The organism is Microcoleus sp. K5-D4, from assembly GCF_036704575.1.
Lineage (GTDB): Bacteria > Cyanobacteriota > Cyanobacteriia > Cyanobacteriales > Microcoleaceae > Microcoleus.
Genome location: NZ_JAUBSD010000069.1, coordinates 1 through 23,090, shown reverse-complemented (window position 1 = coordinate 23,090; position 23,090 = coordinate 1). Strand labels below are relative to the sequence as shown.

The window sequence follows — 23,090 nt, the reverse complement described above, 5'->3', positions numbered from 1 at the left end:
CTGTCATGTAGCTTGGACTTAACCTTACTGGTTAGAGGGTGCTTGACGACCGTAGCGATAGTTAGACTTCGGACAGTACCTAATCTTACTCTGTCTGCATAATCTCAGTAGCTTCAGCCCGCTTGAGTGTCAAACAATGTAGATACTTTCCGGCGGCACTGCGACTCGAACGCTATCGCCGACTTGGTGTCGCTGCAAGTCATCTCTGTGCAAGTTTTGTCGGCGAAGGGCGATCGAACTTTTAGCAGTCAACCGCACCGTATAGCGCGTGTCAGTGCCAATATAAATAGCCTCTTCTACTATTCCCGGCCAGCTATTTTCAGCGTCATAATTAGCCGGATAAATAGCAGCTTTTTCCGGCCGCAGCACCAGGGTAACAACTTTCCCAGCGGGCATATCTTCTGCTGTCGCCACTAACACGGGCAACTGCTGGTCAACCAAGACTATTATTTGATTGTTTTGCTTTTCTACTACTCGACCACTTAAAAAATTGCTGTCGCCAATAAAATCAGCAACAAACCGCGTTTTAGGATATTCATAAATATCAACAGGCGTGCCGACTTGTTGCAGTTTTCCTCCATCCATCACTGCAATTCTGTCCGACATCGTTAGCGCTTCTTCCTGATCGTGAGTTACATAAATAAACGTAATTCCCAATTTTCGCTGCATTTTTTTTAATTCTAATTGCATCTCTTTACGCAATTTTAAATCCAGCGCTCCTAGGGGTTCATCCAATAGCAAAACAGACGGCTGTTTGACTAATGCTCTTGCTAATGCTACTCGCTGCTGCTGTCCCCCTGACAGTTGGCGGGGATAGCGTTTTCCTACCTCGGTTAACTGTACTAATTCTAAGGCTTCAGCAACGCGATCGCGAATTGTTGTCTGAGGCATATTCTCCATTTCCAACCCAAAAGCGACATTTTGGGCTACTGTCATGTGCGGAAATAAAGCATAGTTTTGAAATACCGTATTTACTGGGCGGTGAAATGGCGGGCGATTTTGCATCGGTTGGCCGTGAATGTAAATTTCCCCGGCTGTGGGAATTTCAAAACCGGCGATCATTCGCAAAGTTGTAGTTTTGCCGCAGCCAGAAGGGCCGAGTAAAGAAAAGAATTCTCGATCGTAAATTTTCAGGTTGATGTTATCTACAGCTAAGAAATCTTTACTGCGGATACTTTTAAATATTTTGGAAACTTCTAAAACCTCGACAGAGTGCATTGTGTTAGTATGTGTGAGTAATAAAAATCTGAGTTCGAGTCCCGTTAAACTGATATCTTGCACCATTCTCAATTACTTGTTTAGGAACGGGCTCTCCGGCTCGTTCCACAAGAAAATTAAGTTTTGTGGAACGGACCGGAGAGCCCGTTCTTGACGATGGTGCAACTTCAATGCAAACTAAAAATTTAAGTGAACCAGCCCGGGCAGAAACCTGTTTTATATCTACTTTCCTGCCCCTGCTTTAACTTCCGTCCAAGCTCGATCGTACAATGCGGTTGCTTTCCCGACATCCTGCAATAATTTCATTTTACCAAACACCTCAGCCGGCGGGTAAATTTGAGGATTTTTCAAATCTTTCGGGTCGATTAAACCTTGATCGATTGCTGCTTTGTTCGGCGAGCCGAAGTGGGTAAAATTGGAAATTTGGGCGCCGACTTGGGGCTGCAAAATAAAATTAATAAATTTCTCCGCTAACTCTTTCTGGGGCGCACCTTTGGGAATGGCCATGTTGTCAGAAAAAATGATTGTTCCTTCTTTGGGAATAGCGTAACGGAGATTAGGATTTTCTGTCATCACTTGGAAAATATCACCGCTCCATTCCATTGCCAAATTTACTTCTCCTTGATCTAGCATATTTTGCCCGGTGTCGGGGACAAAAGCTGCAATGATATTTTTACTTTTAATCAGCAAATCGCGGGCTTTGTTAATCTCTTCGGGATTTGTTGTATTTGGGTCAAATCCTAAATACATTAAAACTCCTGCTAATGTGTATCTGGCATCGTCTTGCCACGCAACTTTTCCGGTATATTTTGGGTCGAACATCACCCCCCAACTGTTAATTTCTCCCTGGATTGTTTTCACGTTGTAGCCAATTCCCATCGTTCCCCACTGGTAGGGAAGGGAATATTTATTTCCCGGGTCAAAAGCTTGATTTATAAACTTAGGTTCTAGGTTCTTTTGGTTGGGAATATTGTTTAAGTTCAGCGGCTCAATTATATTTTCTGCGATCATGATTTTCACCATGTAATCTGCGGGAAATATTAAGTCGTAACCGGGGTTGCCCTGTTTGAGTTTGGCATAGAGTGCGTCGCTGTTCTCGAAAGTGTCATATTGAATTTTAACATTGTTCTCTTTCTCGAATTGGGCGATCGCTTCTGGGGCGATATAACTTGCATAATTGTAAATGCTGAGCACTTGCTGTTGGTTGCCACCTGTGGGGCTACAGCCGAAAGCCACCGTTGCACTCATCACGAACAAAAGTAGGAAAGTCAGGAGGCGTTTCATAGGTTTTGTTAGTTGCAGACAAAAATAATTATGACACAGAAAGCAATTCTTTTAACTTTTCTGAACTTTTAACGATGATACAACCAGCAACAAGGAAGCCAACAACATCAAAGTTGAAATAGCATTAATCGCTGGCGTCACTGAGAATTTTATCATGCCGTAAACAAATAATGGTAGCGTCATGGAACCGACGCCAGTGGTAAAAAATGTCACGACAAAATCGTCCAGCGACAGAGTAAAAGCCAGCAGTGCCGCGCTAAAAATAGCGGGCCAAATGAGAGGGAGAGTAATGCGCCAAAAAGCCCGCCATTCGTTAGCGCCTAAGTCAAAGGCTGCTTGTTCTAATTGAGGATCGAGTTCTGCCAAACGCGCCCTGACAGTAATAGTCACAAAGGAAATATTAAAGACAATGTGACCGATAATTACAGTAGGTAAGCCGAGATTGAGGCGAATTCCGGTGAGATTTTCTACGATCCGAAATACTAGGGTAAAGAAAACTAGCAGCGAAATGCCGATCGTAATTTCGGGCATAATAATCGGCAAAAACAGTAAAGCTTCGACTGCTTTGCGCCCCGGAAAATGAAAGCGTTCCAGTGCTAGCGCGAGCATTGTACCAAAAACGGTTGCTAACACAGTAGAAATAGCTGCAATTAGCAAGCTGTTGTTGAGTGCTGTCCAGATTCCGGCACTGCTACTCGTAGCAATCGTCGCGCCTGCATTGCTAAACAAACTGCGGTACCAATCGAGAGTAAAGCCGCGCCAAACAGCATTGAATCTGGAGGCGTTAAAGGAGTAAATAATTAAGATGAGAATTGGCAAGTAAAGAAAGGCAAATGCTAGTGCAGCTTGTACCCAAAGCCACTTTTTGCCGATCGCCCGCACGAGTAAATCTAGTTTTGTTTTAGTCATTAGTCAGTAGCATTAGTCAGTAGTCATTAGTCATTAGCGCCTCTTAACCTAAACGCAGGCTGCAACGATTTGTCTATACCTTACCTTATTGAGTTTCATCAGACACGCGGAAGTAAATTAAAACCGGAATCAATATGATTACAGTCAACAGCATAGAAAGCGCCGACCCAAAAGGCCAGTCGCGGGCTTTCATAAACTGATTTTGAATCAAATTTCCCACCATAACTGTTTTAGAACCCCCCAATATATCCGGTGTGATAAAAGCGCCGACGGCGGGAACAAAAACTAAAATAGAGCCTGCAACAATACCGCGAGTTGTTAATGGCAAAAATACGCGCCAGAAAGTGCGAATATCATTTGCCCCTAAATCGTGAGCGGCTTCTACCAATGAAAAATTGAAGCGTTCTATGCTAGAATATAAAGGGAGAACCATGAAAGGTAAATAGCCGTAAATAAGACCGATCACCACAGCGAAAGGCGTAAAAAGCAAGTTTAACGGTTCGCTAATAATTTGCAAGCTTTGCAAGGCTGTGTTAACTACTCCTTCGCTACGTAGGAGTATGATCCAGGCGTAGGTTCTCACTAAAAAATTAGTCCAAAATGGAATAATTACCAGCAAAAGCAAAGCATTTCGCCAGCGGGGAGAACGGGTGGCGATGAAGAATGCTAGGGGATAGCCAACTAACAAGCAAGTGGCTGTTGTTAGAAAAGCCAGCCAGAGCGATCGCCCAATTACTCCTAAGAAAAGCCCGCTGAACAAACGCTGGTAGTTGCTGAGAGTAAATATCCAAGTAACGCCCCCGTAAGTACCGCGTTCTAAAAAACTGTACAACAGTACAATTAGCACGGGCAAAATGAAGAAAACCATCAGCCATGCCGTAGCGGGAAATAATAGCAGCAACAGGTTAGTTTGCTGGCGGTTTTTGACACTCATTATTCACTCAAGCGAAATTTAGCACATAATCCAACACATTTTATATCAAATCCGGATTTTATGAATTATGTCATCATTAATAAATTATCAAGAGGTACGCAATGTCAGCAGAATCGTCAACCCCAAAAATAGTCATCGTCGGTGCAGGATGGGCCGGTTTAGGCGCTACCTATCACCTAGCCCAGCAAGGCTATGATGTCACCCTGCTAGAAGCAGGCCCTTATCCGGGTGGGTTAGTTGCGGGGTGGAAAACCGCCGGCGGCCGTTCCGTAGAAGCAGGTATTCATGGCTTCTGGTATCCCTACAAAAATATCTTTTCCTTAGTCAAGGAATTAGGACTCGATCCCTTCACGCCTTGGACTCGTTCTTGTCAGTATTCACCCGCCGGATTGGAAGTAGAATCGCCGATTTTTCAGGACGAACCGCGCCTTCCCACACCGTTAGGAACCTTTCTTTACACCAGATTTAAAAGGCTGCCATTAGTCGATCGGCTTTCAGCCTTACCCTTACTCTACGCCGTCCTAGATTTCGACAATTCCGACGAAGCTTGGCGCAGGTACGATCGCGTCACAGCCCGCGAACTATTCAAACAGTTTGGTGTTTCTGCAAGGCTGTACCGCGATGCTTTTGAACCGATGTTATTAGTAGGTTTATTTGCACCAGGAGAACAGTGTTCTGCTGCCGCCGCTTTGGGAATGCTCTATTATTTCATATTAGCACACCAACCAGATTTTGATGTAGTTTGGTGTCGCGGAACAGTCGGAGAAAAAATCTTTCGTCCCTGGGTTGATCGCCTTGAAAAAATCGGCGCAAAAGTATTGACTCAGCGGCGAGTTACTGATTTAATTGTTGACAGCAACAACAGAGCCACAGGTGTTGTTTGCGGCGAAGAAACCTTCGATGCAGATGCAGTTGTTTTTGCAGTTGGCATCACGGGAATGCAAAAAATTATCAGCAGCAGCCCAGCTTTGCAAAGTCGCCAAGAGTTTCGGGACGCGATGAATTTGGGTGCCGTTGACGTGTTAGCTGTTCGCCTGTGGTTTGACAGAAAAATTGACATTCCCCTGCCTTCTAATGCCTGTTTTGGATTTAGTTCGACTACAGGTTGGACATTTTTTGATTTGAATGCTTTGCACGACGAATTTCGAGACGAGCCGGGAACAGTTGTCGAAGCTGACTTTTATCACGCAAACCAATTAATTCCCCTAAAAGATGAGGAAATAGTTTCCTTAGTTCAGCGGGATTTAGCGATTTGCATTCCCGCTTTTCGGGAGGCCAAAGTAATTGACAGCAGTGCGATTCGGCTGTCGCGGGCGGTGACGCATTTTGCCCCTGGCAGCTATCAATATTTGTTGCCTGCGGTAACAAGTTATGATAATGTATTCATGAGTGGCGATTGGGTTGTGACCCGCCACGGTTCTTGGTCGCAGGAAAAAGCTTATGTTACTGGTTTAGAAGCGGCAAATTTGGTAATTTCGCGTTTCAGAATCGGCAACAAAGCGGCAATTATTCCCGTGGAAGCTGACGAACCGCACATTAAAATCGGGAGAAAGATTAATCAGTTTACTCGCAGTTTGACTAAAACATTCATTCCAGATTTTTGGCTGCCATAAGAAGAAGGAAGTTCGGCAACGGATTTAACGGAGGGAAGGAAGAAGGAATAAGGAATTTCTTGCTTGAAGCGGTAAGGTGCGCGGCCCGGCGCACCCTACATATAGACTAATAACCAATGACCAATGACTAATGATACTATTTTCACAAAAAAATGCAACTGTAGACAGGCTCGAAACCGGAATCTTCATCAGTCATAGCCAATCTAAAATCTAAAATCTAAAATGGCATGACTATCGCCAATAAGGCCGGCCCTTCCAAAAAACTCCCACAGTAACTCCGATTAGTGCAGCTTCCGATAAACTTGCTAATAAAGGAGGGATGGGTAGAAATGACTTTAACACCAAACCCAAGAGCACGCAGAAAACTAAAACCCACAAACTAATTCGGTTGAGCAAAAATTGTTGTTGCCAATACTCTAAAAAGTACACTGCTAAAGCTCCCATTCCCACGGCAGCAGCGAAAGGTATCAATGTCCCGAGGGAGGGGCCGTAAAGAAGCGTCACGACGTTGCGGATTGGTCGCGATTGCGTGAAACCCCAGGCTAAAAATAACTCCAATCCAAGCACGATGCAGTTGACGAGGGCGGCAATTTGCAGCATTTCTCGCCAAGGTAAAAGCTTTAAGCGCCGCAGAAAATTACTCACGATCGGCAGATTAGGTAGGTTGCTTTGATTTTATAACAGTTTTGCCCTGGCGATCGACCTTTGATGACAATTTGTGAAGTAAAATAAAGATATAGAGCAGTCTCTTGACAAATTCCCCCAGAGTACCTGCCTATTAGTTGTTGGAACCGTGAAAGGAAAAAAGTTATGGTGGAGAACACTGTCGATTGTGCTGTAGCTTGCGTCAATGGCTGCGTTCTGGGCGACAAGTGCCCGAAGCGGGAATACGCACAAGCAACGTCCAACTTTATTGAAAATACTTCTCTGGATAAAATGCTAGAAATAGCAGAGGAAGCGGTGAGAAGGAAACGGACGGAACCCCCCAAATGGATAATTCCTGATTTTCCTGAATAGAATTACCCTCCCCATTAAAAAGCGATCGCCCGTTGCAAAAGGGCGATCGCTTTTTGTATTCCCAATGAAATAGCTGCTCAGAATCAATATATTTCCTGGGATAGAAGCTAAAGGCTTAAATAGTAATTACAATACCACTTAATTATAGCCATAGGCAATTACTAAAAACAATTCAGTTAAAGCCAAATTCGGACATTTTTAATTTAATTGAGTTCAAAAACAAACAGGAGCAAGTATCGTGGCCAAGCAAAAGAAAGGCAACACAAAAAAAACAACAGAACGCGATAATTTGGGCGAATTGCCTCAAGAAATTAGCGAATCTTACGGTACCGGCGTCATCGATCAACCGGGATTGAGCCAAGACGACATAACTACCCTGCAGGACAGCAGTTCGGAATACTCTTCCACCAGTTCCCAAATCGGCGGCGAAGATGGCGATCCGGCTGCGGAACAAGAAAGTGCCACTGGCGAGCAATCCGTGGGCGGAACTGCGCCTACTCCCGACATGGATATGGTTGACGAACTCGGAGCCGCTGCGGGCATAGAGATGGCCGATGGCGCTATTTTGAACACAACAAATATGCTTGAACATCGAGATGAAAGTCGCTGGGAATTAGACCCTAGTTCTGCGGAAGATTATCAGGAACGACCTGATTTTTAGGTATATTTTTAACCCAAAAATAGGTAGTATAATAGGAGCGGGTTCACCAGTATCCATACTTCATCTGCCAAGTATTTGTAAATCCGCCCCTCATCACTTTTGCTCTCGCAGCACATATCCAACTCCCCGAACAGTATGCAGCAGGCATTTTGAGTTACTTGCTTCTAATTTAATCCGTAACGCACGAATATACACTTCAATAAGGTGGCACAAGCCAACCCTTGTGACGCCTAGAAAATCGTTAATCGGAAGCTTTATCTCAACTACGACAAGAAAGTACAAGCACAGTGGATGGGCGATATCCCTGGTCACATTGCTTTAGCGAACAAAAATTAGCCTACTATTGTGAATAACCAAGAACTGTTCAGCTAAGCTCAAAGTGATGCAGATAATTAGTGGCTAACTGGCACTGACATTACCGCCAGCAGTTTTTATTTATCTGAGAACAAGGTAATTGTAATTGAGAAAGCTGTACCTCACGCAATTGACAACTGCTATATCCTAGCTTCTGATTTATCAACATTTCTGGTGAGTTACCCTTCATAAAGCGTGTTTGTAGTCAGGACTTCAATCCTCTCTATGCCAGTGAATAATAACTATTAGTCCTGACTGCAAACTTACTGTGCTTAGATCGCCGGGTATGATATTATGTATCGCAAAAACCGGGTTGATGAAGCCAACCCTCTTCAACAAAAAGGTGATCTATGGAATTTAAAGATTTTCTGGCTTTGCTGCATCCTATTTTAGCTGTAGCGATTGTTTTTCCTATGCTTGGTATTGTTCTCAATATGGGGTGGCAAACCATGCAGCGTCGGAAGCAAATTGCGATCGACACCAAGAGCAAAATTCCACCTGTAGTCGGTCCAGAACACGTCAAAGCAGGTCGAATTCTGTCAGGTTCTGTGGTAGGAGTGACGTTGTTGGGTCTAGCCTACCCGATTTTTGAGCATATTTTGAGCAAGGATGTTTGGAGTAAAAACTCCTTTCAGGTAATTTTCATTGTCCTGATGTTTGTGGCAACTGTCGGCTCTTTGGTCATGCTATATCGAGCGACACCCGCTTTATGGCGCGGCATATTTGCGACCCTAACAGGTACGGGTTTGGTAATTCTTGGCACTCAAGATGGGGTTTATCGGCGAACCAATGAATGGTATTGGTCTCACTACTACATTGGCATCGTCGCTGCGCTAATTATGGTTTTCTCCCTTGCCATCATTGAAGACATTTACAAAGACCGCTCAAATCGCTGGCGCACTATCCATGTGATCTTGAACTCGATCGCCGTGCTGCTCTTTCTGGGACAGGGAATGACCGGAACCAGGGATTTATTAGAAATTCCTCTGAACTGGCAGAAACCCTATATTTATAGCTGTGATTTCGCCAATAAGACCTGCCCCAAGCCGTGAGCGATCGCATTACTTCGAGATTCCCGTCTAAAATTAGACCAATAAACCCGGTTTCTGAATGTAAGGAAGTCCTGGGAGCAACAGGAGTGAGAACGAGAAACCGAGTTTATGATGCCCGGAGTGCGTGAGTTTTAATCAGTCATAAATCTTAATCATTGCCAGTCAAACCCTGAAGGCTAACTTGCAAAATCGACAAACCCAAAATTAGCAAAAACAAAACCAGGCCGATCGTACAAGCATAGCCAATTTCCAAATCCTTAAAAGCCCGTTCGTAAAGATAATAAACCACAGTCTTAGAACTATTGCGAGGCCCGCCCTGAGTCATAATATAAACTTCTTCAAAAACCTTAGTAGCAGAAATCGCAGAAATTACCGCAACTAAAACTAAATAAGGCTTCATCAGCGGCACAGTAATATCCCAGTGCTTTGCCAAACCATCAGAACCATCAATAGCAGCAGCCTCATAAAGTTCTGCCGGAATAGCTTGCAGCCCTGCCAAATAAATCACCATGTAATAGCCCAATCCTTTCCAGATAGTAACCGCCATGACGCTAAAGATTGCTAACTTCGGATTAGCCAGCCAAGAAACAGGAGGTAAACCCAACAATTCCCCCAACTGATTCAGCAGTCCAGTCTCAGCAAACAGCCACTTCCAAGCAATCCCGGCGACAACCATTGAAATCACCGCCGGCGTGTAGTATGCTGCTCGAAACCAGTTCATCCCCTTAAGTTTTTGGTTGCACAAAATCGCCATTCCCAACGGTAGAACAACCAATACAGGGACAACGCAAGCGAGATACAGCAGCGTATTCGTCAAAGTTTGCCAGAATGTGCGATCGCCCCACAACCTGTAAAAATTCTTCAACCCCACCCACTGCGGCATTTGAGTTAAATCATATTCGTAATTAGTAAAACTCAAATAAAAAGCTTGCACCGCCGGCCATAAAACAGTCAAACTCAAAATAAATAAAGCCGGAAGCAAAAACAAATAAGGGGTCAAATAGCGTCGGGAAAAAGTCACAGACATAGTAATTGGTAATTGGTAATTTTACTCGTTAACAGGCTCTGCTTGGTAACGCATATCCGGAGGCTCTGCCTCCCATTTTCCTACTAACAAGCGAGGCAGAGCCTCTGGACATTAATTCCCAGGCTTAGCCTGGGAACCAGTTATAAAACTCGCATTTTACTCGTTAACAGGCTCTGCCTGGTAACGCATATCCGGAGGCTCTGCCTCCCATTTTCCTACTAAAAAGCGAGGCAGAGCCTCTGGACATTGATTCCCAGGCTTAGCCTGGGAACCCGTTATAAATCACCCAGCGTACCTCATTTTACTAAGAAGTGCTATATGTTATTTCACTCCAGAAAACAAAGCCTGCCAGTCTCCGGGAGAACTACCATTTTCCCCTTCTTTCACCTCAAAAGTAACGTTGCAAGCTTGAGGCTGTTCCAAAGCCTCCACGCACAATTCTGCAATATCTTCCCGACTGACTTTGCCCCTAATATTGTCTCCTTGCTCAAATATTAAAGCTTTGGCTCCCGGTTCTTCAGTCAAAGCGCAGGGTCTGACAACAGTATAAGGTATGCCGCTCGATCGCACACAATCTTCCCCTTTCAGCTTCCAAGTCAAAATCCCCCCCAACATATCATTCATCCTGACTGCCGGCGGTTCTTCTTCCAAGTTAATTCCCGGACGGCCCGGGCGGGTAACTCCTGCCGAACTCACCATCACAAATCGCGGCAAAGTCTGTCCCCCATAAGCTTTAATAGATTCTAACTCCAGTTGAAAAATACCCGGTGTAAATTTCGGGTTGAGCGCGCCGTCATATTCAAACTTGCTCAACATTAACTGAAAAGAAAAAATACTGCTGCCATCAAATTTAGAGCCATCCTTAACAGTTTTCGCGCGGAATACTGGAATTAACTCATCAAAAGGAACGGTGATAGTAATCCAGGTATTGTAAACAGTATCAAACGAATAGCAATAGCCAATTCCATCCCATTTAGCTTCGTTGCGAACAATCAATTTGTAGCGCTTGCCGTCTCCTTTGACGCGCAGGTAGAGGCCGCTAAATCCTGTGAGATTGAGCGGAGGATCGAAGTTGCGAGTACGCACCGAAGCAAAGCCGCCCGAGTTGGCAGTAGAAACATTGCCTGTGAATATAGCCGTATTGTCTGTAAGTACGATCGAACTTTCACTGGTGCCACCCATCACGATATCGTCTAGCGCACCCCAAGTTTCTTTCAAATCTTGGCTGGGTTTTGTGAAGTCAAAAATTGTTTTTTCGCCTGCTTGAATTAGCTGGCGGCGAACAGCTTGCACTAAATTATTGATGCCTTTGTATTCGACTATTTCGGGAACATCCACAACTTCCGGCATATAAAATTTGATGCCTTGATAATATTTTTCCCGGGTTGGGGTGTCTCCTTCTATCGGTTGAACTTTAGTGCCAGTACAGCAGATAACTGCTTCTATGCCCTCGGTTACTAGCGGTGTTAGGGTTTCTGGGAGTGTGATATCTCCTTCGACTAACTCGACATTTTTGCCGAGAATTTCTGTTGCTCTTTTAGCATCTCTGACGAGGCAGCGTACTCTATATCCCCGCTGTTGCAGCCGCTTGACAACTCGCTTCCCGACGCCGCCGGTGGCACCGGCTACCAGTACCAGTTTGGGTTGGTCTTTTTTAGTTTTGCTGCTGCTTCCAAAGAGTTGTTGCAGCCAGCTAATGCTGCCAATGAAGGGAATGACGCCGAAATAAGCCAAGGTTTTGAGAAACCGGCCGGCATCCCATTGGGCGGTTTTTTTTTCAGTCATACTAGCTTCCTCTGAATTGGCTCAAATCTACTTAGCTGCTTTTGTATTTTAATCTAATTTTCGATTTTTGAATTTGGTCGATTTCCTAGCCTTTGGGATAGCTTCGCTAGCGCGGACTTTTTTTCACTTGACGATGGGTGTGGAATGAGTTTGGTTCAAGGGAATCTCAATAATCAACTCGGTTCCCTCTCTGGGGGCAGAAATGCAAGTCAATTTGCCACCGTGTTGTTCTACCGCAATTTCGTGGCTAATCGCCAAACCTATCCCCGCACCTTTGCCCACCTGTTTTGTGGTAAAAAAAGGCTCAAAAATTTTCTGGCGCACTTTTTCTTCCATGCCCCAACCGTTGTCCTTGATCCGAACTGCTACGGCTTTTTCTCCGGGACAAAGTTCAGTCACAATCCGAATTTGTCCGTACTTAACTGGCTGTTCTTTGTCCCCGCCGTGCGAGGATAAATTATTGTTGACAAAAGCCTCTTCGAGAGCATCAATTGCATTTGCCAATACATTCATAAATACTTGGTTGATTTGAACTGCGTAACACTCAACCAAAGGCAGAGAGCCATATTCTTTGATGAGATGAATTGCGGGGCGATCGGGCTTCGGTTTGAGTCGGTTGCTCAAAATCAGCAAAGCGCTGTCCAATCCGTCATGAATGTCAACTGCTTTAATCTCTGCTTCGTCAATTCTAGAGAAGTTTCGCAGCGATTGAACTATCTCGCGGATGCGGTTAGCTCCTACTTTCATTGAACCCAGCAACTTCGGTAAGTCTTCAACTATAAACTCTAATTCTGCTGCTTCGATTTGTGCTTGAATTTCGGGCGAAGGCGACGGATATTGCTGATCGTAAAGCTGCAATAAATTGATCATTTTTTGACTGTATTCATTAGCATAGCTAAGATTGCCGTAGATGAAGTTAATCGGGTTAGTGACTTCATAAGCTACCGCCGACACCAACTGTCCCAAACTTGACATTCTTTCGCTTTGCACCAATTGAGTTTGCGCCCGCTTAAGCTCGGACATCGCTGTTTTTAAGTTAGCAGTTTTTTCCCGTTCCCTGGCGACTGATTCTTCTAGTGCTCTATTTAATTTTTCGAGTTTATCGACTTGACACAGCACTATATTAATCATTGCTTTTTTTAGTTCCAATGCAGCGTCTATTTCGCATTGTTTCCAAGGCAACGATTTGTACCTCACATTTTCTTTCCATAGCTCGAAGGATTTCCGAGGAGACAGTCGAGGGTTGCCATCTTCATCGGTTTCAAGTGGTTTGTTGGGGTTGCCCGCCCAATTTACTGTCTTAATTACTTCCGGGCGAAACCACAAAATGTATATTTTCTGAGTCGGGGATATTGCTATGGCTAAACACCCGCTGGCTGTGTTTTTAAATTCCTCAGCTTCTGGATAGCATTTGGTGAGCGAGTCTGTATAAAAAATTTCTTTATTTAAATGCTCTTGCACCCAATTAGTTAAGTATTTGAGCGCTTCTCCTTGAGGTGTTTGCCCTACTTGATAGCAAATGTCTCCAAATACTATTGCTGCTCCCTGGGCGTTGACTGCTTCTAGCAAATTATGCTGACATTTAACTAACACTTCTGACAAGTTTTCGGACGTGGATATGTCTTCAAAAATCTTGGTTTGAATGGATTTTAAGTAGAGTTTGTAGTCGTAGTCTTCGTTTCCTTCTTTTGATTGCAGTTCTAAGGACATTACTTGCCCGATAAATTCGCAGGCTGCGCGTAATTCATAGTTGAGGTGTTTTGGTGTATAGTTGTGGCAAGCAATCAATCCCCACAGTTTTTTGTCTTTGATTAATGAGATTGACATCGAAGCTGCAACGCCCATATTTTGCAGGTATTCTATGTGAATGGGAGAAACGCTTCTCAATACGCTGAAACTCAGGTTTCGGGGCTGGGTCGTGACAGCATTATTTCCTGAAACAAGGGGGACTGGTTGATAATTAATATCTGGGATTAACCTCAGCCAATTTAACGCATACAGTTGTCGGGCTTGTTTTGGAATATCTGAACTTGGGTAGTTTAATCCTAAGAAAGGACTCAGCATTTCTGCTTTGTCTTCAGCGATTACAGCGCCGTTGCCTTCGTGGTCAAATTGATAGACCATCACTCTATCAAAACCCGATATTTTTCTGACTTCTTCTACAGTTATTTGAGATAATTCCTTGAGATTTTTGGCGCTTTGAATTTTGCTGATCGTGGCTCTCACTGAATGATAAAAACTAAAAACAGAAAGATTTTCGGGGCTGGTGGCTAATTCCAACTCGACCATCAATACTTCTTCTACTCGGTGGAGGATGCAGTCAAATTCTAAATATTTACCTTTGTTTATGACAGAGAGTTTAATGGGATTAACGGTTTTTAAGTTTTCATTACACAAACAAAGCTTGAGTTTTTTTAGTTGAACTCGATTGAAGAATAAGCTCAAATTTCGACCGATCGCACTTTCCGGCTCTACTCCTAACAAATCTTGCGTATTTTCGCTGACTTGCAGTATTTCTAGTTCAGGTTCTCGTACAACAAGTAGCACTCCGTGTGGCTGAATGTGCCCCGATATGTGAATGGGTTCTCTGTCGCAGTTTGTCAAGTCAACTTCTTCGAGTGCGGGAATTGTGATTTGTAGATCCATTTTCTTTGTCTTCCGCTGTAAAATGTCGAGAGGGTTCTAATGATTGGAGATTTGAGAGCAAATTGGCTTTTCCATAATAATCTCACATTGTTCGATCGCATAATGGATCGAGCCCTGGACGGACACTGAGAATCAATCATCCGAGAATCAGCGCATCAAAATGATTTAGTCGAAAATCAGCCTGCCCTATGTGTGGCTGTTCAAGCCGCCTCAGCCTTCTAGAAAATTTATCGACTTGGCTCTTCTATACTATCGTTTCCCGATGTTAATTATCATAGCAATTGTTGCCATTCTTCAAGTATGTTTAATAATTTCCCAAAACTTTAATATTTGTGGTAAGATTTGGCCGGCTGCAAAAGGGGGAGAGAAATGCGTCTCCAGAGCGGCCTACTTACTGAAATATTAAGTTAAGGTAAGGGTGACAAGATCTGAAAGTCAAGTCACGCTAAGCTCTTTAAGTATACCCAACAGGCCCGACAATTAGACTGATGATCGACTTCAATACAATTACTGAATTTTCTCATACCTACTGCATAGCTATCTGTGCCTTTTTAGTTCCGGCAAACTTGCTGACTACTTTGCAGACAGCGATTTTGATAGGACTAAACCGACCTCGAATGCAAATTTGGGCGTCTGTAGTTGTCGCCAGCCTTTGGGCTACAGCAATGATATTTCACGTTTTTACCTGGTTCGCGATCGGGGTAGTCATGCCTCCGACATACATCTTGCTAGTTATGGGAATCACTTGTCTGACAATCAATGTCTGGGCGATAGCTCATCCTGCAAGCATGATGCAATTAATTAGAGTTGCGGTATCAGTTGTTAGGGGAGCTTTCAGAAGGAACAAGGATTTAGTTGTCTAACAGAGAAAGATCTAATTATCTAGCAACTCAAAAAAAATAGGTAGGGGGTAATGTGAAATGTTTCCGGGAAAATATTGGTTTCAGAAGAAAGTTTTTCGGGTGGCCAATCGTAGTTCCGAGGGCTGAGTTTTCAGCGCTTATTCCGGTTCGCGATCGCGACAATCTTCGGTTTCCGGGCCGCGGGGATGGATCGTGCAGTTGAGCAGGTAGCCGCCGTCGCTTCGGCCGTAATAATAGCGGCATCCGATGCAAATTGCGGGAGGTTCGATCGCACTTTGGTAAACCGGATAATCCGCAGTCGCCAGCAGCGAAAAGTCCCGCTGCGTCTGAACATTCCCGATAATAGCGCCCGAGAGTTCGACAGCTTGGCGGATGTTTTCGATCCTGGTGTAAGGCGGCAGGTAAATGTCAATACACAGGCGTATCCCCTGGCTATCCTGATCGTGGCGGGTAATAGTGCCTCCCAGCAAACCAACGCGCGAAGCGATAGCCGAGGAAAATTCGCTCAGGGAGGTGCAGTAACCGGAGAAAACGTGAATATGTTCGTCCGTAGTAGCTCTCACAGTCAGGCGAGTAGGAATTCGCAATCTCAGGTAAGCGTCGAGTTCGTCAAAAATCGGTTCGGCGAGGGAGAGCATTTGGTTTGCGTCTTCGTGGTTGAGCCCAAAACCCTTAGAAACCTTGGACACGAGAGCGGCTAAAATATCAAAAACTTCGGTTAAGAGCGATTGTAGCCTGCTATCAATGGCGATCGGACATTCTCTAAGCAGCTTTAAATAATCCTCCAACCGATGAGCAATGCGCTGAATGCTGCTAAATCCCAGCATAGCTGCTCCCCCTTTAATCGAGTGCGAGGCTCGGATGAGCTGGTGTATTCTTTGGGGTTCTGGCACGGTGTTTTGCAAACCTTGCAAGCCTTGCCCGATAATTTGGATCTGTTCTGTGGCTTCTTCGATAAAGTAGCCGATGATCCGCTGTAGTTGTTCTGGCAGCATAATTTTATTCTCCTAAAGGCCGCCGAGTATTATTAGTCATTACTCAGACCTTTGATAGTTTTGAATCGATATTTCACTGATGAGTTATTGGGGTTTTTAAGCCCTAATTTGTTTTATTCTGACTCACGGCAAGTGTAGTGGCAATGTCGAAAACTGTTAACTCTTAACTGTTGACAGTAATTTTTTTTGCTCCGAGGGTAGCGGTTGCTACCCCCAACAGCAGCACCGCAGCACCTGCGAGTACCGCCGGCGCCGGCACTTCCCCAAACAGCAAATAACCCAACCAACTCGCCCCAACCGGTTCAAACAAGATGGCAAGAGTTACCAGAGTTGGGGAAATCTGCACTACCGCCCAGTTCAAAATGGTGTGGCCGACTAACTGAGGCAAAGCAGCCGTTAACAAAATATAAAAATATACAATGTCGGGGTAATTAGTATAAGTAGTGCCGAAGGCGAAGGGGAGAGGCAGCAGGACGATCGCAGCAACAGTATAGGCGATCGCGATATAGCCACCAATTCCCAGTCCCCGCCGCTGAGCTTCCCGGCCCAGCAGCAAATACAAGCTGACAGCCCAGGAACCAGCCAGAGCCAGGAAATCGCCCAGCAGTTGGCTGCTGCCGGCATTAGCTGCGCCCGCACTTCCCAGAGCGATCGCCATTCCCCCAGTCAGGGCTATAGTAATGCCAGCGATCGACAATTTGCTGAGTTTTTCGCCGAACCAGAAGCGCGATAAAAGCGCTACCCAGACAGGATTAGTGGTGACGAGGGCAGTCGAGGCGGCGATCGAAGTATAAGAAAGTGAGGTAATCCAGAGAGCAAAATGCAGGGCGAGACACAAACCCGCAGTAGCAGCATAGCGCCGAGCTCCCGGTTGCAGGGCGTTCCACTGAATTTTCCGCCAAGCAGGAAGCAGAATTAAAGCAGATAAAGTCAGACGAGAGGCCGCGAGCACCAGACTGAAACCCAAACCGCCCGCCCCTGCTGAAAAGTTAGCCAGCCGAATTAAGATTGAGGAAGTTGAGACGGCTAAAACGCCGATAATTAACACTAGGGCGATCGACCAATTAGGCGTTTGTTTCGGAAGATTCATTATTTAGGCATGGGGCATTGGGCATTGGGCATTGGGGATTGGGCATTGGGAAAATTTACAAAGCAATTTTCGCACAAATTATGAATAATTTCTATTCTCTTCTTCTCCTCTCCTCTCCTCTCTTCCTTCGTGTCCTAGCGCTTACGCGCCGCTTCGCTAACGCGCCTTCGCGGTTCGTTAAAAAAAGCCCATTCCCGAAGCACAAAGAATTCCTATACTCAATAATTATTAATATAGAGCGCCCCTAAAATTACCAGACCTCTGTTATAGTTTCAATATCGTAAAAAACAAATTACCCACTTACAATTTATAACTATCTATGGCTCCTACAGTTTTGATTACAGGCGCTTCTCAAGGAAGCGGCAAAGCAACGGCAATTTTATTTGCAAGTAAAGGTTACGATGTAGTTATGGTAGCTCGCCAGCCAGAGAGATTGGCAGCAGCAGCGGCTCAAGTGCAGCGAGAAGGCACTTCGGCTGTCGCTATCCCGGGGGATGTTGGCGACAGTCAACAAGTGCGCGCGATCGTCCAAAAAGCCCTAGATGCCTGCGGTAACATAGATGTTTTAGTTAACAATGCTGGCATTTGTCTCACGGGGGCGATCGAGCACACTACCTCCGAAGACTGGCAGCAATTAATGAATACCAATTTTTGGGGATGCGTTAACACAATTCAAGAAATCTTGCCACATTTTTTGCAACGAAAAACAGGGACAATAGTCAATGTTGGTTCCATTGGTGGCAAAATGCCTTTGCCTCAAATGACTGCTTATTGTGCCAGCAAATATGCAGTAACCGGTTTAACAGAAACTTTGCGATTGGAATTAGCGCCTCAAGGTATTCACGTTTGCGCCGTGCATCCGGGTTTGATTAACAGTGATTTTTTAGAAAGAGCTCAATTTCGCGATCGAGACGAACCTGCAGTCGAATTGCGCCGTCAGCAAATGAGCAAAATGCTGAAATCTGAGTGGGCAACTCAGCCAGAAGATATTGCTAAAGCTATCTGGGATGCTGTGAAAAATCAGCGTGCAGAAGTTACCGTCGGCCCTGCTTTTTTGGCATCGGAAGCTTATCGTTTGTTCCCCGGTTTGATGCAGTGGGCAATGGAAAAGGGAAAGTTGTGAGACTTATTGGTAATTGCTAATGGGTAATTGGTAATTGGTAATTGGTAAGGTGCGCCATAAGTACCCGACAAATTATTAGTAACGCGCATCAGTCATCGGGTCTGTTCACCTGAATATATACAACTAAAGAAAGAGACTGTGAAAGCCGCCCGAACACTATAATAATGGCAAACAAACCAGGACATACACCATGCAAATCAAAGCACTTGCAGTTACAAAAACAGGCGGATTGCTTGAAGAATACAAATTCGATGTTGCCCCTCCAAAAGTACATGAATGTATTATCAAAGTTTTAGCCTGTGGCATTTGTCACTCTGACTTGCACATGATTGACAATGACTGGGGTCAATCAAAATATCCTCTGGTTCCAGGCCACGAAGTTATCGGAGAAGTGGCAGAAATAGGGCCGCAAGTGACTCATTTAAAAGTGGGCGATCGCGTTGGTGTCGGCTGGCAAAGGTCGTCTTGTTTGCAGTGCCGCGACTGCTTGCGCGGTAACGAAAATCTCTGCGATGAAAACCAGGGATTAATTGTTACAGGCCCGGGCGGTTTTGCCGATTATTTGATGGTAGATTCCCGGTTTGCTTTTCCTATTCCCAAAGGCATCGATTCCAAAATAGCGGGGCCGCTGTTGTGCGGCGGAATTACGGTTTACGCCGGTTTGCGGAATGCGGGGATGAGTTCCGGGCAAGAAATTGGCATTCTCGGCATCGGCGGATTGGGACACATGGCGGTGCAATTTGCGAAAAAATTAGGCAACCGCGTTACAGTTTTTACTACTTCCCAAGATAAGGCAGAATTTGCACAGAAAATGGGGGCGGACGAAGCTATTGTAGTAGGAAAAGGCGAAATTCCTCAAGCGCCCAGCAGCAAATTAGATATTTTGTTGAGCACTGTTCCTGCTGCTTTAGATTGGGTTCCGTACATTGATTTTCTCGATTCTAACGGTGCGCTTGCTTTTGTGGGAGTTCCCGACGCACCTTTGAGCATTCCGTTATTTTCGCTGCTGGTGAAGCAACGCCGAATTGTGAGTTCTCTCATCGGCGGTCGCGCTATGATTAATGAAATGCTGGCAATTGCAGAGAAGTTTGAGATTGAGCCGATTGTCGAAGTTTTTGCGATCGCACAAGCGAATGAAGCAATTCAGAAAGTCCGCGAAAATCAAGTGCGCTATCGCGCTGTTTTGACGGTGAGTTAGATAATGGGTAATGGGTAAGGTGCGCCTAGCGCACCCTACTAGAGATATATAAGCAACGAATTAAAGCAAAGAATTAGCATTAATAAAACGGCCGTTTAAATCGGCTGGGGTCACGTTCAACACAGTACCCAACAAAGCATTAGTAAAACCAAATCTAATATTAGTAGCTTCCACACGGCCGTTGCCATCGGGATCGAGACTTCGCTGGGAGATGCCGCCCTTGGCTAATAAGCTAGTTCCACCAGCTATACTTGCAGGATCGATCAGCAGCAGTCTCGGATCGTTCAAGCTATAACTTACCTCTTCCAAGGAGATATTGCTACTGGTAAATGCCACACTAATGCCAATCGAATCGCTAGACTTATCAAAATCCACAATTACCGCGTCAGAAACTTCAATTCCAACTAATCTGCTTCCCGCTTGATCGACTCGCAAAACAAAGACATCGCTCCCTGCACCACCTTGGTAAATATCCACCTCTCTATCGCCAATTAAAGTATCATTACCGTCACCGCCCACTAACAAATCAACACCTTGTCCTCCACGCAGCAAATCATTTCCCGCACCCCCATCAAGGAAATCGCTATTTCTATCTCCTGTCAAGAAATCCTCGCCAATTTCTCCCAAAACATCGTCATCATCTTTGCCACCGTAAATAGAATCACTGCCGACACCACCTAACAGACTGTCTTTACCATCGTTACCGAAAATCCGTTCTGCATCTGACGAGCCCCTGACAGTATCATTGCCGCCCACCATCCAAACTCCCCCAGGAAAACTAGCAAGTTGTCCTGGTGCAAGTGTAATATTTTCAGGAGAATTGTCTCCTACCAAACGAGGGATGTCTGAATTATCTGGGGTGAGTACCATAATTGTAAACTTTGTGCGATGTGAGCATGGATATTGTGCAATATTCTACAGCTTATTAGGGTGCGCCAGAACACAGTTACTTCCTGACTCGCGATCGAGCAATCGCTGGCGCACCCTACTAGACAGCTCGATCGCTCCATCTTGGCACAAGCCTGATGGAAATACCCTAGATTAAAATAAAAGTTAAAATTTGAGCCGATGCCAATTATCTTAGTTGAAGACTTGAGCAAAGTTTATCCGGTAGCGATTAAAGAACCCGGGCTTAAAGGAACAGTGCGACACTTTTTTAGTCGCACTTACCGCAATATCAAAGCAGTTGAGGGCGTTTCTTTCAGTATTGAACCGGGGGAAGTCGTGGGGTTTCTAGGTGCTAACGGTGCGGGCAAAACTACTACGCTGAAAATGCTGACGGGTTTGATTTATCCGTCTGCGGGTACAGTGAGAGTGTGCGATCGTACTCCTTTCCGTCGCGAAGCCGATTTTCTGCAAAAAATTACCTTAGTGATGGGGCAAAAACAGCAGTTAATTTGGGATTTACCCGTACTTGACTCTCTACGAATCAATGCCGCAGTCTACGGCATTCCCGATACAGATTATCGACGGCGAGTCGGAGAATTAACAGAGATGCTGTCACTAGAAGGCAAGTTGAATCAGCCGGTACGAAAGCTTTCTTTAGGCGAACGGATGAAAGCTGAATTGATGGCGGCCCTGCTGCACCAGCCGGAGGTATTATTTTTAGATGAACCGACTTTAGGTTTGGATATAAACGCACAGTTTAGCGTCAGGCAATTTCTGCGAGAATATAACGAGCGCTATCAAGCAACGGTGCTGTTGACGAGCCATTACATGGCTGACATTACTGCTTTGTGCAAGCGCGTTTTGTTAATCCATGAAGGGCAATTAGTTTATGATGGCAGTTTAGACGGATTGCTCGACAGGTTTGCACCTTATCGGGAAGTTCAGGTAAAATTAGCTAAGCCGCTGGCAAAAGATGGTGCTTTTGCTTACGGCGAGGTAGAATCTATTGAGGGACAATCGGTGCGGTTTTTGGTGAAAAGGGAAGAGTTGACGGTAAGCGTGGCGAAGATTTTGGCGGACTTGGACGTAATAGATTTAACTGTTACCGACCCGCCAATTGAAGAGGTAATTGGTAGAGTTTTTCGCACGGGAAAAGTCTAAGGTTTTTTGGATAATATCATTCTCTATAACAGGCAAGATACCTGTTATAGTAGACTGATAAAGTAGAATAGGCAAGATGCCTGTTCCACTAGAGATTTAGTGTTTTTGTGGAACGGGGTTCTAGACCGTTGCTAATCCCAAAAAACAGGCCCGATGCCTGTTTTAGTAGAGATTCAGTGTTTTTGTGGAACGGCTTTTACCCCGTTGCTAACACCTCAAAATTAACTCTAAAATTGATATGAATAGAATTGTTAGAATTGCTAAAACTTTGCTAGTTACCTACTATGCTTATATGCTCGAATACCGGGCGGAATTGTTTTTGTGGGCGCTGTCGGGAGCTTTGCCGTTTATCTTGATGGGTGTCTGGATGCAGGCGGCTGAAACGGGTCAATTTGGGCTGAATTCGATCGACTTTGCCCGTTATTTTTTAGCGGCTTTCATTGTCAGGCAAACAAATGTAGTTTGGGTGATTTGGGAGTTTGAAAAGGAAGTAGTGCAAGGCAGGCTATCTAATAGATTGTTACAGCCTCTCGATCCCGTATGGCACCACTTCGTATCTCACATTTCCGAAAGGTTTGCGAGGCTGCCGTTTGTATTGGGATTAGTGCTGCTGTTTTTTGCACTTTACCCGCAGTCTTTTTGGCTGCCGAGTTTGGGCAGGTTTTTGCTTTTTTCGCTGGTTATTATATTGGCTTTTTGTCTACGGTTTCTTATACAGTATACCTTTGCGCTGTTTGCTTTTTGGCTGGAAAGGGCAAGTGCGATCGAGCAATTCTGGTTTCTAATTTACCTGTTTTTATCGGGACTTATCGCGCCGCTAGAAGTGTTTCCTGCACCCGTGCGCGAAGTAGTTTTGTGGACGCCTTTTCCTTATTTGATTCATTTTCCCGCTTCAATCTTGATAGGATTACCCGTAGATGTAGGCCGCGGTTTGTTGGTAATGTTGAGTTGGAGTGCGGTGTTTTTTGTGTGGAATCGCTGGCTTTGGCGGCAGGGATTGAAGCAGTATTCGGGCATGGGAGCGTAAACAGTTGACAGTTGACAGTTGACAGTTGACAGTTGACGGTTGACAGTTGACAGTTGACGGTTGGGTTTCGTTCCACTGGTTCCGCCTTCTTCCTTGCTTGCTTCCCAATGCTCCATTCTCCATTCACCATTCGCTATTCTCCATTCCCAAGGACTAATGACTAATGACTAATAGACCTCTTGCGAAAGTGCGAGCGCTCTAGTAAAATAAAAGAAAAAATTAGCTGAATAATATGAATTACGAAC

20 protein-coding genes and 1 pseudogene are annotated in these 23,090 nt (G+C 44.9%); 9 read left to right on the top strand and 12 right to left on the bottom strand.

Features of this window, described 5'->3' with window-relative positions; all coding sequences use genetic code 11:
* Nucleotides 1-129: 129 nt before the first annotated feature.
* From QUA77_RS20100 to QUA77_RS20085, 4 genes are all read right to left on the bottom strand, one after another.
* A complete protein-coding gene (locus tag QUA77_RS20100) occupies nucleotides 130-1,218 on the bottom strand; it encodes an ABC transporter ATP-binding protein (RefSeq protein ID WP_333452057.1) in 1,089 nt (362 codons plus the stop codon).
* A 222-nt stretch (nucleotides 1,219-1,440) separates the two neighbouring features.
* Nucleotides 1,441-2,502 (bottom strand): spermidine/putrescine ABC transporter substrate-binding protein, encoded by a 1,062-nt coding sequence (locus QUA77_RS20095; protein ID WP_333452055.1) that lies wholly within the window; start codon nucleotides 2,500-2,502, stop codon nucleotides 1,441-1,443.
* Nucleotides 2,503-2,553: 51 nt separating this feature from the next.
* Nucleotides 2,554-3,411, bottom strand: coding sequence for an ABC transporter permease (locus tag QUA77_RS20090; RefSeq protein ID WP_333452054.1), 858 nt, complete (start codon nucleotides 3,409-3,411; stop codon nucleotides 2,554-2,556).
* A gap of 85 nt (nucleotides 3,412-3,496) precedes the next feature.
* Entirely contained in the window at nucleotides 3,497-4,345 is an 849-nt protein-coding gene (locus QUA77_RS20085) for an ABC transporter permease (RefSeq protein ID WP_333452052.1), read from the bottom strand.
* Nucleotides 4,346-4,446: 101 nt separating this feature from the next.
* Between QUA77_RS20085 and QUA77_RS20080 the strand changes: the two genes are divergently transcribed.
* The gene (locus QUA77_RS20080; RefSeq protein WP_333452051.1) at nucleotides 4,447-5,958 is read left to right on the top strand and encodes an FAD-dependent oxidoreductase; all 1,512 of its coding nucleotides are present in this window, start codon (nucleotides 4,447-4,449) and stop codon (nucleotides 5,956-5,958) included.
* 231 nt (nucleotides 5,959-6,189) lie between these two features.
* On the opposite strand, the gene QUA77_RS20075 is transcribed toward QUA77_RS20080, so the two are convergent.
* On the bottom strand, nucleotides 6,190-6,603 hold the full coding sequence (locus tag QUA77_RS20075; protein WP_333035606.1) for a peptide chain release factor 1: 414 nt from the start codon (nucleotides 6,601-6,603) through the stop codon (nucleotides 6,190-6,192).
* Between the two features lie 165 nt (nucleotides 6,604-6,768).
* Between QUA77_RS20075 and QUA77_RS20070 the strand changes: the two genes are divergently transcribed.
* Together QUA77_RS20070 and QUA77_RS20065 are read left to right on the top strand one after the other, a co-directional pair.
* A complete protein-coding gene (locus QUA77_RS20070) occupies nucleotides 6,769-6,975 on the top strand; it encodes a hypothetical protein (protein ID WP_333035607.1) in 207 nt (68 codons plus the stop codon).
* A 238-nt stretch (nucleotides 6,976-7,213) separates the two neighbouring features.
* Complete coding sequence (locus tag QUA77_RS20065; protein WP_333035609.1) at nucleotides 7,214-7,636, top strand: DUF6335 family protein; 423 nt, start codon at nucleotides 7,214-7,216, stop codon at nucleotides 7,634-7,636.
* A gap of 93 nt (nucleotides 7,637-7,729) precedes the next feature.
* On the opposite strand, the pseudogene QUA77_RS20060 reads toward QUA77_RS20065, so the two are convergent.
* Nucleotides 7,730-7,843, bottom strand: a pseudogene (locus QUA77_RS20060) (winged helix-turn-helix domain-containing protein); the annotation flags it as partial.
* A gap of 497 nt (nucleotides 7,844-8,340) precedes the next feature.
* Between QUA77_RS20060 and QUA77_RS20055 the strand changes: the two are divergent.
* Nucleotides 8,341-9,042: a DUF4079 domain-containing protein gene (locus tag QUA77_RS20055; RefSeq protein WP_333035610.1), complete on the top strand. Its 702-nt coding sequence runs from the start codon at nucleotides 8,341-8,343 to the stop codon at nucleotides 9,040-9,042.
* A gap of 148 nt (nucleotides 9,043-9,190) precedes the next feature.
* On the opposite strand, the gene QUA77_RS20050 is transcribed toward QUA77_RS20055, so the two are convergent.
* From QUA77_RS20050 to QUA77_RS20040, 3 genes are all read right to left on the bottom strand, one after another.
* Entirely contained in the window at nucleotides 9,191-10,069 is an 879-nt protein-coding gene (locus QUA77_RS20050; protein ID WP_333452048.1) for a sugar ABC transporter permease, read from the bottom strand.
* A 321-nt stretch (nucleotides 10,070-10,390) separates the two neighbouring features.
* Nucleotides 10,391-11,854, bottom strand: a complete 1,464-nt coding sequence (locus QUA77_RS20045) for a CIA30 family protein (protein ID WP_333452046.1) — start codon at nucleotides 11,852-11,854, stop codon at nucleotides 10,391-10,393.
* Nucleotides 11,855-11,977: 123 nt separating this feature from the next.
* Nucleotides 11,978-14,500 carry an ATP-binding protein gene (locus QUA77_RS20040; protein WP_333452044.1) on the bottom strand — a complete coding sequence of 841 codons (2,523 nt, stop codon included), beginning with the start codon at nucleotides 14,498-14,500 and terminating at the stop codon, nucleotides 11,978-11,980.
* Between the two features lie 488 nt (nucleotides 14,501-14,988).
* On the opposite strand from QUA77_RS20040, the gene QUA77_RS20035 reads away from it, so the two are divergent.
* Nucleotides 14,989-15,363, top strand: a complete 375-nt coding sequence (locus QUA77_RS20035; RefSeq protein ID WP_333182067.1) for a hypothetical protein — start codon at nucleotides 14,989-14,991, stop codon at nucleotides 15,361-15,363.
* 137 nt (nucleotides 15,364-15,500) lie between these two features.
* Here QUA77_RS20035 and QUA77_RS20030 read toward each other — a convergent pair whose 3' ends face one another.
* Both QUA77_RS20030 and QUA77_RS20025 read right to left on the bottom strand, forming a co-directional pair.
* Entirely contained in the window at nucleotides 15,501-16,358 is an 858-nt protein-coding gene (locus QUA77_RS20030) for an Hpt domain-containing protein (protein ID WP_333452042.1), read from the bottom strand.
* A 163-nt stretch (nucleotides 16,359-16,521) separates the two neighbouring features.
* Nucleotides 16,522-17,448 (bottom strand): DMT family transporter, encoded by a 927-nt coding sequence (locus QUA77_RS20025; RefSeq protein ID WP_333452040.1) that lies wholly within the window; start codon nucleotides 17,446-17,448, stop codon nucleotides 16,522-16,524.
* A gap of 319 nt (nucleotides 17,449-17,767) precedes the next feature.
* Here QUA77_RS20025 and QUA77_RS20020 point away from each other — a divergent pair, with 319 nt between their 5' ends.
* On the top strand, nucleotides 17,768-18,571 hold the full coding sequence (locus tag QUA77_RS20020) for an SDR family oxidoreductase (protein WP_333452038.1): 804 nt from the start codon (nucleotides 17,768-17,770) through the stop codon (nucleotides 18,569-18,571).
* 190 nt (nucleotides 18,572-18,761) lie between these two features.
* The gene (locus QUA77_RS20015) at nucleotides 18,762-19,769 is read left to right on the top strand and encodes an NAD(P)-dependent alcohol dehydrogenase (RefSeq protein ID WP_333452037.1); all 1,008 of its coding nucleotides are present in this window, start codon (nucleotides 18,762-18,764) and stop codon (nucleotides 19,767-19,769) included.
* Between the two features lie 60 nt (nucleotides 19,770-19,829).
* Here the strand turns inward: QUA77_RS20015 and QUA77_RS20010 are convergent, their stop codons facing one another.
* On the bottom strand, nucleotides 19,830-20,639 hold the full coding sequence (locus QUA77_RS20010) for a calcium-binding protein (RefSeq protein ID WP_333452035.1): 810 nt from the start codon (nucleotides 20,637-20,639) through the stop codon (nucleotides 19,830-19,832).
* A 198-nt stretch (nucleotides 20,640-20,837) separates the two neighbouring features.
* Between QUA77_RS20010 and QUA77_RS20005 the strand changes: the two genes are divergently transcribed.
* Together QUA77_RS20005 and QUA77_RS20000 are read left to right on the top strand one after the other, a co-directional pair.
* The gene (locus QUA77_RS20005; RefSeq protein WP_333452033.1) at nucleotides 20,838-21,818 is read left to right on the top strand and encodes an ATP-binding cassette domain-containing protein; all 981 of its coding nucleotides are present in this window, start codon (nucleotides 20,838-20,840) and stop codon (nucleotides 21,816-21,818) included.
* A gap of 238 nt (nucleotides 21,819-22,056) precedes the next feature.
* Complete coding sequence (locus QUA77_RS20000; RefSeq protein WP_333452032.1) at nucleotides 22,057-22,845, top strand: ABC-2 family transporter protein; 789 nt, start codon at nucleotides 22,057-22,059, stop codon at nucleotides 22,843-22,845.
* The last annotated feature ends 245 nt before the right edge of the window (nucleotides 22,846-23,090 follow it).